At 71.1% G+C, this 13,009-nt stretch carries 7 protein-coding genes; all 7 read right to left on the bottom strand.

Translation table 11 applies throughout. From position 1 onward, the window contains the following. Window position 1 precedes the first annotated feature (1 nt). The 7 genes from tssM to tssH all read right to left on the bottom strand — a co-directional run bounded on the left by tssM (window position 2) and on the right by tssH (window position 12,979). Window positions 2-3,586, bottom strand: coding sequence for a type VI secretion system membrane subunit TssM (tssM, locus tag AC1Z32_RS04355; RefSeq protein WP_483477468.1), 3,585 nt, complete (start codon window positions 3,584-3,586; stop codon window positions 2-4). A gap of 31 nt (window positions 3,587-3,617) precedes the next feature. Further along, complete coding sequence (tssL, locus tag AC1Z32_RS04360) at window positions 3,618-4,970, bottom strand: type VI secretion system protein TssL, long form (RefSeq protein WP_483477469.1); 1,353 nt, start codon at window positions 4,968-4,970, stop codon at window positions 3,618-3,620. 71 nt (window positions 4,971-5,041) lie between these two features. Further along, window positions 5,042-6,376: a type VI secretion system baseplate subunit TssK gene (gene tssK, locus AC1Z32_RS04365; RefSeq protein WP_483477470.1), complete on the bottom strand. Its 1,335-nt coding sequence runs from the start codon at window positions 6,374-6,376 to the stop codon at window positions 5,042-5,044. Window positions 6,377-6,384: 8 nt separating this feature from the next. Continuing rightward, window positions 6,385-7,842: a type VI secretion system-associated FHA domain protein TagH gene (gene tagH / locus AC1Z32_RS04370; protein WP_483477471.1), complete on the bottom strand. Its 1,458-nt coding sequence runs from the start codon at window positions 7,840-7,842 to the stop codon at window positions 6,385-6,387. Window positions 7,843-7,879: 37 nt separating this feature from the next. After that, window positions 7,880-9,865, bottom strand: a complete 1,986-nt coding sequence (locus AC1Z32_RS04375) for a type VI secretion system Vgr family protein (protein ID WP_483477472.1) — start codon at window positions 9,863-9,865, stop codon at window positions 7,880-7,882. 7 nt (window positions 9,866-9,872) lie between these two features. Then, the gene (locus tag AC1Z32_RS04380; RefSeq protein WP_483477473.1) at window positions 9,873-10,262 is read right to left on the bottom strand and encodes a DUF4280 domain-containing protein; all 390 of its coding nucleotides are present in this window, start codon (window positions 10,260-10,262) and stop codon (window positions 9,873-9,875) included. 47 nt (window positions 10,263-10,309) lie between these two features. Next, window positions 10,310-12,979 (bottom strand): type VI secretion system ATPase TssH, encoded by a 2,670-nt coding sequence (gene tssH, locus AC1Z32_RS04385; protein ID WP_483477474.1) that lies wholly within the window; start codon window positions 12,977-12,979, stop codon window positions 10,310-10,312. Window positions 12,980-13,009 lie beyond the last annotated feature (30 nt).

Here is a 13,009-nt window from a genome sequence, read left to right on the forward strand (position 1 = left end):
GTCACAGGTGATCCGGGCAGCGGAACTGCTCCGCCAGGCCCGGCGTGAAGGGGTTGTTCACGCTGCTCGCGCTCAGCTCCAGCACGGCCCTGCGCCCTTGCTCGCCGAACGTGACGCGGAACCGGTCCATTTGTCCGGCGGGCTTCAGATGCGCGCCATCGAGCAGTCTCAAAAGCGCCCACGGACCCTGCGCGCTCGCGCCGCCCGCGTCCTGCTGCGGCAGGAACTCGACATGCGCCTGCCCGGTGCCGCGTCCGCTCGGCCACTGGAAGTCCATCCAGCGCGCCTGCGCGGGCGTGGCCACGAACTGTTGTCCGTCGATGTCGAGCGTGAGCTGGTCGATCGCCGGGTCCATCGACACGGCACGCACCGCGAAGCGCACCGACACTTCGCGGCCGCCCGCGTGGAAGAAGGCGTCGCGGATCTGCGCGGCGCGCTGGAACTGCGCCAGCACGCCCTCGCCGATGCCGAGCGGCGCCACGCCCAAACGCCAGCGCCACTTCGCGCCGGACATGTCGGCGTAGGCGGCGAGGTTCTTCTGGAAGAAATCGTCGATCAGGCCGCCGGGCGCGAGGAGGCGCCCGAAGTCGTCGGGCGCGGCGTCGCGCACCGACGTGCGCACGAACGGATAACGGCCGTCCAGCGCCTGCCTGCACAAGCGGCCGACGTTCGCCTGCCAGAGCGCGTCGAGCCGCGCGTGCTCGCCGCCCGCAAGCAGCGCCGATGCGTCGCCGGCGAGGCGCGTGCCGATCGCGCTGAACGGCGGCGGCGCGTTTTGCGCGGCGGTCGTGAGGCGCGCGAGGGCGTCGCCGGGCGGCGCGGGCTGCCCCTGGCGGCGTGCGGCGTCGGCGGCGTTCAGATACGCGGCCGCGTCGCGCAGTACCGCCAACTGGGCTTCGAGCGCGGGTGCGCCGCCCGCGCCCGGCTCCGCGCCCGAGTCGGCGCCTTTGGCCGCGCCAGTCCATTCGTGCAGCGCCTGAAAGTGTGCGTCCACCGGATTGACCTGCGGCGGCGCGGGATCGGGCGCGGGGTCGGCTGGCGCATCGCCGAGCCCGCGCGCCACACGCTGCCTGAGCGCGTCGAACTGCTTGCCGAGCCCCGCCGCCTGCGAAGACGCCGCTTCGCCTACACTCGCGCCCACACTCGCGCCCGCCGTGCCGAGCGTCGTCTCGGCCGCCGCGCGCCGCATCAGCGCGCGCAGCGGCGAATCCGTCCCGGACAGCACGCTCGCCGTGCGCGCGGCGCGCTCGACGCTGTCCGGCGCGACGATGGTCAAGTCCGCGAGGAAGTCGTCCCAGCGGCGGATGTAGTCGTCCTCATAGAGACGCGTGACGGACGCGCGCAGATCGTCGGGGCCGCCGCGCGTTTCTACGGACTCCTGGCGCGCCAGCACCCAGTCGTCCTGCACGATGGCGCGCACGGCCGCATCGCGCAGTGCGGCGAAACGGCGCCAGCCCTCGCGCGTCCACGCGCCCGGCACGCCACGCGTGAGCGGCTGGCCGCTCACGCGCGCGAACACCAGCGGCGCGCTGCGGCCGCCCGCATCGACCACGCTCAGTTCCGCGAGACCCATCTGATCGAGATCGCGCCGCACATGGCTGTAGGCGCGCTGCGCGAGCGGCAGGCGCGCGAGCGTGGCCCGCGCGCGTGCGACCAGCTCGCGGTCCAGCGGCAAGTCCGGCTGGAACAGCGCGGGCGAGAACAACGCGGCGAGATGCGCGTCGAGGGAGGCGCGCTGCGCATCGGACGCATCCGCGAGCGGGCCGCGCCGCCAGTCGGCGTTCGCCCACTGGCGCACCGCGCCGGCGTCGAAGTGAGCCGGATCGCCGAGCATCAGATATGCGCGCAGCACGCCGTACTGATAGTCGAGCGCGTTGGCGTCGCCGCGGCGCAACTCGTCGGTCATGCGGCCCACGACGAGCGGCAGCAGCGTCGCTTGCAGCAGACGCCGATACACCGCCTGCGCCTCCATGCCGAGCTTGTCGCCCTGAAAAAGACCGAGGCGCTCGAGCCAGGGCACCGGCTCGTCGCGCTGCGCGTAGCCGCGCGGCAGATTGCGCGCGGCGTCGAGCAGCGGCAGGACGGAGCGAGGATCGTCGCTGGGGTTGACGGTCTTCGCCAGCGCCTGCACGCGGGCCGCCTGCTGGCGCGCATCGTCGATCAATGCCTGATTGCGCTGATAGCTGATCGCGAAGCCCGTGAGCGCCAGCGCGAACCCGGCGCCGATCGCCGCTATCGATGCGCGCTTCAGCCACGCATGACGGCGCTCCTGCCGCGGACTCGCCCCGACCAGCCCGGCTTCGCGGAACACCACCTCGCGCATGAGGCGCGTGATGAAGTACGAACGCCCTTGCGCGCGTCCCGGCACGACGACCCGCCGCTCCATGCCGAGCGCCAGTGCGATCGCGCTCAACATGCGGTCGATGGGCCGGCCTTCCTGCGTGCCGCTCGTGAAATACACGCCGCGCACGAGCGCGGGCCGGTCGAAGCGCGACGCGCCGAACGCTTCGGCGAGAAACCCCGTGAGCGCGCTGCGCAACCCGGCGAACTGTTGCGGAAAGGCATGAATGAGCGCGCGGCGCTGAACGTCCGGCTCCTGCTGCAAGCGCCGCAGCAAGTTGGCCTGCAACTGCTGCTCGAGCGCATCGAACTCGGCGGGAAAGCGCGCGATGGCGTCGTCGGCCCCGACGGGAAAGGTGGCGCCCCAGACCTGCTCGCGCTCGTCGCTGCCCAGATCGGCGAAATATTCCGTGAAGCCCGCCAGCAGGTCGCACTTGGTCACCATCACGTAGACGGGCAGGCCCGTGCCCAGCTCCGTCTGCAACTCGTTGATACGATCGCGCACCGAACTCGCGTGCCGGATCCGCGCGGGCTCGTCGAGACACAGCAGATCCGGCACCGACAGCGCGGCGATCACGCCATTGAGCGGCCGCCGCGGCCGGTACTTGCGCAAGAGCCGCAGAAAGCCGGACCACGCGGCGCGGTCGGCGGGGGCGTTGCTGTCCTGCGTCGTGAAGCGGCCGGCGGTGTCGAGCAGCACGGCTTCGTCGGTGAACCACCAGTCGCAGTTGCGCGTGCCGCCGACGCCGCCGATCGCCGCGCGCGCCGCCTGCCCGAGCCGTTCGGCGAGCGGAAAGCGCAGGCCCGAATGCTCGAGCGCGGTGGTCTTGCCGGTGCCCGGCGCGCCGACGAACATGTACCACGGCAACTCGTACAGATACTGCCGGCCGAAGCGTCCTTTCACGCGCGCGGCGCGCAGTACGCCCAGCGCTTCCTCGAAGCGCTGCTTGAGCGCGGCGAGATCGGCCTGCGATTCCTTCTGGCCGGCTGGCGGCTCCGGCATGTCCTCGACCGCGCGCACGAAGCGCACGTTGGCGAAGCGCCTCGCGACGCGGCGCGTGATCCAGTAAAGCGCCCAGACCAGCGCGAGCGCGAGCGCGACGCAGAGGCGGCTCTTGCGCGAGGCGAGCGGCTCGGCGCCGCCGAACGCGAGCATCGGCCCTTCGATCCAGACGATCGCCGCGAGCGCGAGCACGCCGACGAGCGACAGGATGACGGGGCGGCACAGCCAGCGGATGAGTTTCATGAGCCACCTGCTTCCAAGGAAAGATGTGGTGTCAGGGCGCGGCGCCCGGCGCGAGCAGCACGATCTCCACGCGCCGGTTGCGCGCCCGGCCCTCGGGCGTGTCGTTCGACGCGGCCGGCTCGGTGTCGCCGCGCCCCTCGGCGGAGAAGCGCTGCGGCGTGCCGGTGCGCGCGGCGAGCAGGGCCGCGACCGCCTCGGCGCGCGCCTGCGACAGATGCCAGTTCGAAGGAAAGCGCGCCGACAACATGCGCTGGTTGTCCGTATGACCGGCGACGATCACCCTGCCCCGCGCCTGCTTGAGCGCATCGCCGATACGCGCCATCAGCTCGCCGAGCGCGGCGTCGGGCTGCGCGCTGCCCGACGCGAACAGGCCGTCGCCGTTGATCAGCACCGTCGTGCGGCCGGGCGCCGCGCTCACGCGCACGAGCCCGCGCGCGATCTCCGGCGCGAGAAAGCGCGCCAGCTCCGGCGCGCCCGGGCTCGCCTGCGTCGGCGCCTGCGCCGGCGCCGGCGTCGATGCGAGCCGCGACGGCGCCCGCGGCGCGAGCCGGATCGCGTGGAGCGCATCGAAGACGGGATCCGACGCGGCATTGAGGCGCAAGCTCAGACCCAGGTCCAGCGCGACCAGCGCCACCGCCGCGAGCGCGCCGCCCACCCATACCGGCAGCAAATGCGTGAGCGCCTTCTGTTCGCGCGCCTGCGGCTGCCAGTGCGGCGACAGCGCGCGTTCGGGTGCGCCGCGTTCCTGGCGGATGAGATCGGCGAGCCGTTCGCGCACGCTCGCGAGCTGCGCGCGCCCGTCGCCGAGCAGCCGGTAGCGCCCTTCGAAGCCGAGACTGAGCATCACGTAGAGTTGCTCGAGCAAGTCCGCATGCGCGCGCGGATGGCGGGCGAAGCGCTGCAGGATCAGAAAGAAGCGGTCGCCGCCCGCCGTGTCGTTGTGAAAGAGCACGAGCAGGCTCTTCGCGCCCCACACGCCCGCGCCCCACGGCGTGCTCGCCACGGCCTCATCGACGAACGTGCACAGGCAATAGCGCGATGCGCCGAGCGTCTCGTCGTCGTAGCCGCTCGCGCCGGCCTGCGTCTCGAACGCGCGCACCATTTGGATAAGCTGCGTGCGCAGATCCTCGACATCCGGATGCGTCGGCAGCGCGCGCAGCATCAGCGCGACTTCGAGCAGCGGGTTCGACGCGCGCAAAAGCGGATTGAGCCCGCTCGCGAACGCCGCGAGCGGCGGCGCGCCCGGCGAACTTCCGGCGCCCGGCGCGGCGCTCGCGAAGCCGGCCGCGCGCGCCGCGCCCGGCCTCGGCACGAGGATGGTCGGACCGGAATCGGAATCGGGATCGAAACCGGCGGGCGCCGCCGCGAAGTCTTCAGTGCTCACGATCAGGCTTCCTCATCGAGCTTCCTCATTAGCCGCTGCGCGGCTTCCGTGACGAGCGGGCCCGCGCGCCGTCAGTTGCGGATCGCCCACATCTGCATGGCGAGCCCCGGAAAATCGCCCGCGACGAACAGCGCGAGCCCCGCCGACGCGGGCAGTTGCTTCCACAGTTCGCTACCGCCGTCGAGCGCGAAATAGGTGTACCCCGCGTGAAACGGCAGCTCGCGCGGCGCGACCGGCAGCGCGCGCAAGCCGATGCCCGGCAGATGCAGATTCACCAGATCGCGGATGCGCTCGATCGGCCCGATCTGCACCTGCGGCGCGAAGCCGCTCAGCATCGCTTCGGCCGGCACGTGCGCGTGCACGGCCAGCACGAAAGACGCGTTCGCGTACAGCGTCTTGTCGGCGACATCCGCGACGCGCACACCGTACTTGCGCTGCTCGAGCGGAATCGCCACCGCGCGCGCGTCCTCGGCCATGCGCAGCGACAAGCGCAGGTCGTCGATCACGGGCGCGAAGGTCTCTTGCAGATGGTCGTGGCGATACACCGGATAAGACGGCGGACGCCTGGCGGTTTTGGAAAACGTCGACAGATCGCCCGCCAGCTGGACGAACACGCGATACAGCAGCTCGGGATGAGTCGGCGCCGTCCGCGCGAGATGCGCGACGAGCGGCTCCGCGCGGTTGATCGCCTGCAGGAACAGCAGCTCCGCCACCTCGGCCGCGGCGGTCGTTCCGGGCTGCGCGAGGCGACCGGCGAGCGCCTCGGCGCGCTGATGCAGCATGCCGGCGAGATCGTCGGCGAAGGCGGCCAGGCGCGGTGCGACATGAAAGCCGAGACACGGCGGCGCGTAGTCGTCGTCGAGGAGCACGCGGTTGTCCGCGAGGCGCTCCGTCACCTTCGCGACGCCGAGCGACGTGTAGGCGTTCGCCACGTCCGGCGCCAGCGCGAGCCGCACGCGCAGCCGGCCGACGCGCAACAGCGCCGCGCCGCCATCGACGGCGCTGCTGTCGCGCACCTCCAGATCGAGGCCGTGATGCCGCGCGAAGCTGTCCGCGAGCGGCGCCTCCTCGCTCTCGGGCACGTCGGGGCGCGCGAGCGGCAGGGCGAGCACCACGAGCGCGTCGCGGGCGGTTTCGGGAATGTCGAGCGGCTCGGGCAGGCTGTCGTCGGCGGGCATGTCGAATGGCGTGCCGTCGGGCAGCACGCCGGACGCCGAGCGCAGCGCGAGCTTGCCCAGCGCGAGCAGCGGCGCATCGATTTCGAGCGACGTGAAGCCCCAGCCGAACGGCCGCAGCCCCACGCAACGCGCGGCCATCTGCGCGCGCAGATAACGGTCCTGCTGCTGCAGATGCTGCGGCTGAAGGAACATGCCTTCGGACCAGATCACCTTGTTGTTGAGCGACATATGCGGATTCATCCTTGCGGGTTGCGGGCGTGGCCGCGGCCCGACAGCGCGGCGATCTGCTGCTGATAGCCCTCGTTGAACGCCTGCTCGAGCAGGGTCTCGCCGCGCTGCGCGCCGTCGCGCCCGTTGCGCGCGTACAGCGCGACGTAGAGGTCCCACAGGCGCGCCTTGCGCCCCGGCAGCAAGCGCCGCGTGCGCGCGCCGCCGGCCTGCGCCTCGATGCGCGCGGGACTGAAGCGCGCCTCTGTGTCGTCGAGCGCGGCGCGCATGCCGGCCATCACCGCCAGTTCGTGCGCGGCGAGATCGGCGAAGGCCTGGCGCACCGCCTCGCCCGGCGGCAGATAGCCCGACGCGCGCCCGGAGAACATCTGCATGAGCACGCTGTCGACGTCGGGGAAAAACTTGAGCGGGTTGTTGCTGTGCGGCGCGATGACGGTCGGGTCGAGCCGCGCCTCGCGCTTGGTGCTGGTGCGCGAGCGCAGCGCCGTCATCGCGCCCGCGAGCGCTTCGCGCAGCATTTCGCCCGCGAGCCGCGCGAAGGCTTCGGCGCCCGATGCGAGCGCGCGGCTCGCGTCGAGGCCGAGGCCCTCGAGCAATGCGGCGAGCACCGCGTCGCCGCTGGCGGGGTGCGGCGCGCGCAGCGATGCGTCGCGCTCCGGCGGGCGCGCAGGCGCATCGGCGCGGAACTCGCCGCGTTCGGGCGCACCGATGTCGCCGATGTCGCCGATATCGCCGATATCGCCGATGTCACCGATGTCGTCCGGCAGCCCGCGCGGACCGCCCGGCGCGAGCTTCGGCAGCAGCACGTCGGCATCGTCCGGGGGCGCGGCGGGTTCGTCGGCGAGCGGATCGAAGGCCTCCGGCAGCAGCGCGCGCGGCGCGGCGGCGCGCACGAGCCGCGCCCCGAAGGACGGCGGCAACGCGTGCGAGCCGGGCGGCGCGTGATCGCTCATCGAACCGCCAGGTCCCGAAGACACATCGGCGGGCGCGCGGCCGAACAGATCGGCGCCGAAGAGCGGCGCGTACGCGGCGGCAGCGGCATCCGCGCGGGCATCGCCGTAAGCATCCCCGTGGGGCTGCGCGCCCGCGCGCCACGCGTCCTGGGCGCCGGGCACGCCGCGCCGCGCGCCCGGATCGTCACGCTCGGCGACGTCCGCGACCAGCGCGTACGCGCCGATCCGGATGCGGTCGCCCGGCGAAAGGCGCGCCTCCCGCGTGCCGCCGAGCGCGCGCTCGTTAAGGAGGCTCGGATTGCCGCCGAGATCGCAGAACAGGAACGCATCGCCGCGCCATTCGATGCGCGCCTGCTCGCGCGAAATCATCTTGTCGGGATCGGGCAGCACCAGCGCGCAGTGACTCGCCCGCCCGATGATGCCGCCCGCCGGCCCGAACTCGACGGCGATCGGGTCCGCGACCGGCTGGCCCTTCGAGGTCAGAACACGCAGCGAAAGGATGGTCTGGCTCATGATGGTTCTCTACGCGAATGGCGCGGCCGCGGTGGCATCAGGAACGCAGCCGCTTCGTGCCGTCGTCGGCGTCCTTCGGCGCGGTGGGCGCGGCCGGCGACGCGCCTTCCGCCGATTGCGCCGCGCCGCCCGAATTGAGCAGGATCGGCGTGCCCGACACCGCGACGCTCGCCGGGCCGATCACCACGAAGCCGCCGCCCGCCTTGAGCGTGATGCTCACGCCCGCCTCGATCACCACGTTCATGCCCGCCTTGATGTGCACGTTCATGCCCGCGTCGATGACGTGATCGGTGCCGATCTTCTGCTGCATCTTCTGCGCGACCTTCAGCGACGCCGCGCCGTCCACCTGCGCGTTGCTGTCGCCGCCGACGGCGTCGTGGCGCGTGCCCGTCACGGCGAAAAACTCGTCGCCGCTGACCTTCATGTGCCGGTCGCCGCCGATGTTCGCGAGCGCGTCGTGCCCGATCCACGTCTCCTCGTCCTTCTCGGCGTGGAAGAACATCTGCTCGGCGCCCTTGGTGTCGTCGAAGCGCAGCTCGTTGTAGCCGTCGCCGCCGCGCGTCGAATTGCTCTTGAGCGTGGAGATGGCGGCGTTGGCGGGCAGCTTGTACGGCGGCATCGTGTTGGCGTTGTAGACGCAGCCCGTCACGAGCGGCCGGTCCGGGTCGCCCTCGATGCACTCGACCAGCACTTCCTGGCCGATGCGCGGCAGAAAGAAGCTGCCCCAGCGCTTGCCCGCCCAGCCCTGCGCCACGCGCACCCAGCAGCGCCGTGTGCGGGCGGCGGCATCGGCGGGCGGGTCGAACTGCTCCCAGTGGAACTGGACCTTCACGCGGCCATACTTGTCGGTGAGAATTTCCTCGCCGTCCGGACCGACGACGACGGCCGTCTGCGGCCCCGCGACGAGCGCGCGCGGCGTGCTGCGCTCGCTGCGAAAGCAATATTCCTTGCGCAGCGCCGTGAACGCGCAATCGAAGAACGGCCGCACGGGCGCGCCGGCGGACGTCGAGGCGTTCTCGTCTGAATGGATCTCGTAGGTCGTGCCCGTCACGAGATATTCGCGGTTGAACGCATCGCACGGATGGCCGCGCAGCTTGAAGAAGCCGCCCGGCACGATGCCGCGCGCGCTCGAGCGCGCATCGATGCTGTCGTTGCGCGCCTGCGCGATCTCCATGCCGATGCGCGCATGACGTTCGCCGTCGCCCGGCTGAGCGTGGCCCGCGAGATGCTCCTGCATCGCGTAGACGGGCGGATCGTGCGCGGTGCTGCGCGTCGCGCGCGACACGAGACCCTGTTGCGCGCTGGCCGAGGGCTTTTCGAAGTCGTAGTCGTTGACTTCGTAGGTGCCGGTCTGCAACTGCCCGCCACAGGACCATTCGTACACGCATTCCTTTTCTTCGCCCGACGCGTGCCACGGATCGTAGGCAATCGCCGGGTAGCGCGCGAGCGGCGCGTGGACGTCGGCGGAATCGGCGAGCACGAGGAGGTGCCTGCCCTCGGCGTGCTCGAAGAAATAGAAGATGCCCTCGCGTTCGAGCAGCCGGCTCACGAAGTCGAAATCGCTTTCGCGGTATTGCGCGCAATGCTCGAGCGCCGGATAGGATGCCGTGCACCGGTCGACGAAATCGATCTGATAGTCCTGCAACAGCTTGCAGACGATCTGCGGCACGCTTTCGCCGGCAAAGAAGCGGCTGTGCGACGCGCGCGTGAGCAGCCACAGGCGCGGATGCACGTGCGCCTCGTAACGCGCGGGCCGGTTCTTCGTGCGATCGCCGGGCGCAGCGAGCCGCCACGCGGTGACGATGCCGTTCATCTGCCGCTCGCCGCCCGCGGGCAGATCCACGGCGACGGAGATATCGCGGCCGAGCATGTCCGCGGCGGCGATATCGGCGCTCGTGCTGTACAGCTCGATCCGGTACTCGCTCAGGCGGCCGAGCGCCTCCCGCCCCGACAGGCTCGCGAGGCTGACGGGCTTGCCCGCGCAGCGGACGGCGACATGGCGATGTGCGTCGATGGTCGTCATGGCGGGCTCACGGAATCATGGTCTGCATGGTCGCCGGATTCAGCACCGACACCACGCCGCCCCAGTTGCACATGCACTTCGACACGTTGTCGAGCGACGGCATGCCGTCGAGCAACACGGTCGGCGCGCCGGGCATCCAGGGCGTCATCGTCGCGGGGATGCACGGCATCGGCGTGAGCACGCCCAGCGCGGCGGCCGTCGCTGACGCCACCACCGGATTCGCCGGCGACGTGCACATGCCGAACGGCAGGATATTGACCATCGGCTGATGGTCGCCGATGTTCGCGGCGGGCGGCCCTTCGGCCATCACGCGATGAACAGGCAGCACGGCGAGGCTCGAGGGCGCGAGTCCGAACGAGCATTGCAGCATCGCGCCCATGGTGACTTGCTGAGGCATCGTGAGATCTCCGTCTGGCGGTCGTGGAACGGAAGCGGCGCGCGGGCTCAGTCGAACGCATAGCTGAACTCGCCGTCCTGCACGCCGATCTCCACGCGCGTGAGCGGGCGCTTGTCGATCATGCGGGTGAGGAACTCGGCGCTGATGCGCGGCAACAGCGTGTTGGTGACGATCGCGTCGATCATGCGGCCGCCGCTTTCCAGCTCGGTGCAGCGGCTCGTGATGAGCCGCACGACCTCGTCGCCATAGAGGAACGGCACGCCGTGGGCCTCGCGCACGCGCTTCTCGATGCGTCCGAGCTGGAGCCGGACGATCGCGCCGAGCATCGCGTCGGACAGCGGAAAGTACGGCACCACGACGAGCCGCCCGAGCAGCGCGGCGGGAAACGCGTCGAGGAGCGGCGTGCGCAGCGCGCGTGCGAGCGCGTCGGGTTCGGGCACGCGTTCCGCGTCCCGACACAGATGCGCGATCAGTTCGCTGCCGGCGTTCGTGGTGAGCAGGATCAGCGTGTTGCGAAAGTCGATCACACGGCCTTCGCCGTCTTCCATCCAGCCCTTGTCGAACACCTGAAAGAAAATCTCGTGGACGTCCGGATGCGCCTTTTCGACTTCGTCGAGCAGCACGACGCTGTAGGGGCGCCGCCGCACGGCCTCGGTCAGCACACCGCCCTCGCCGTAACCGACATAGCCCGGCGGCGCGCCCTTGAGCGAGGACACGGTGTGCGCCTCCTGGTACTCGCTCATGTTGATGGTGATGACGTTCTGCTCGCCGCCATAGAGCGCCTCGGCGAGCGCGAGCGCAGTCTCGGTCTTGCCGACGCCCGAAGTGCCCGCGAGCATGAACACGCCGACCGGCTTGCCCGGATTGTCGAGCCCGGCGCGCGAGGTCTGGATGCGCCGCGCGATGGTCCGCATCGCATGATCCTGCCCGATGATGCGCCGGCCGAGCGTATCCGCGAGCTGCAGCACGCTGGCGATCTCGTCGCGCACCATGCGGCCGACGGGAATGCCAGTCCAGTCCTGCACCACGGCGGCCACGGCCTGACGGTCCACGCCGGGCAGGATCAGCGGGTCTTCGCCCTGCGCCTCGTCGAGTTGCGCGTGAAGCGCGCGCAGCTCGGCGCGCGTGCAGTCGTCGGCGGTGCGGTCGTTCTCCGGTTCGACGGTCTGATCGCCGGTCTGGTCGTCGTGCAGGCGCGCGCGCAGCGCCAGGATGTCCTTCACGAGCGACTTCTCGCGGGCCCAGCGCGTCTCGAGTTCCGCGAGCCGCGTCCGTTCGGCATCGATGAGCGCGCGGGCCTGCGTCTCGCGCGCCGCCGCATCGACGCCGAGCGCCGTCTCGCGCGCGATGATCGCCAGCTCGGTTTCGAGCGCCGCGATGCGCTTGCGTGCATCGTCGACGCGCGCGGGCGTCGCGTGCTGGCTCACGGCCACGCGCGCGCAGGCCGTGTCGAGCAGGCTCACCGATTTGTCCGGCAACTGCCGCGCCGGAATATAGCGATGCGACAGCCGCACGGCGGCCTCGATCGCTTCGTCGAGCACCTGCACGCGATGATGCCGCGCGAGCGTCGCGGCGATGCCGCGCATCATCGTCACGGCGCGCCCCTCGTCCGGCTCGCCGATCTGCACGACCTGGAAGCGCCGCGTGAGCGCCGGGTCCTTCTCGATATGCTTCTTGTACTCGGCCCAGGTGGTCGCCGCCACGGTGCGCAGCGTGCCGCGCGCGAGCGCGGGCTTGAGCAGGTTGGCCGCGTCGCCGGTGCCGGCGGGACCGCCCGCGCCGACCAGCGTGTGCGCCTCGTCGATGAACAAAACCACCGGCTTCTCGGAGCGCTGCACTTCCTCGATCACCTGCCGCAGGCGGCTTTCGAATTCGCCCTTCACGCCCGCGCCCGCCTGCAAAAGCCCGACATCGAGCGTGCGCAGCGCGACGTTCGCGAGCGCCGGCGGCACGTCGCCGGCCACGATGCGCTGCGCGAGCCCTTCGACCACAGCCGTCTTGCCGACGCCCGCCTCGCCCGCGAGCAGCGGATTGTTCTGCCGGCGGCGCATGAGGATATCGACGACCTGGCGGATCTCCTCATCGCGCCCGACGATGGGATCGAGCCTGCCGTTGCGCGCTTCCTCGGTGAGATCGACGGTGAAGCGCCTGAGCGCCTCGCCCTGCCCCAGCACGGCGGGCGGCATCGCGTCGTGGCCGCCGTCCGCGGGCTGCCGCGCGGCGCTCGCGCTCATCGCCGTTTCGGGCGAGGCGGCGAGCAGCGTGCCGAAGCGTTCCGCGAGCTCGTCGAGGCGCACGCGCTCGAACTGGCGCGAGATGCCGCGCAGACTGTTGCGCAGCGACGGCGTCTTCAGCGCGCCGACGATCAGATGGCCGGTGCGCACGCGCGTCTCGCCGAACAGCAGCGAGCCGTACACCCAGCCGCGCTCGACGGCTTCCTCCAGTTGCGGCGCGATATCGATGACCGACGCGCCCCCACGCGGCAGCGCATCGAGCGCGCCGGTGAGATCGCGGGCGAGCGCGGCGGGCTCGATGTCGAAATGCGCGACGATGCGGTGCAGGTCCGAGTCCTGCAGCTTGAGCACCTGATGCAGCCAGTGCGCGACTTCGATATACGGATTGCCGCGCAGCTTGCAGAACAGCGATGCGCTTTCCATCGCGCGATAGCTGAGCGGGTTGAGCTTGCCGAACAATGCGGCCCGGCTGATTTCGGCCATGAGCGTGTCTCCTTTGAATGCAAACCTGGG

This window comes from Caballeronia sp. 11_S32 (assembly GCF_056930355.1).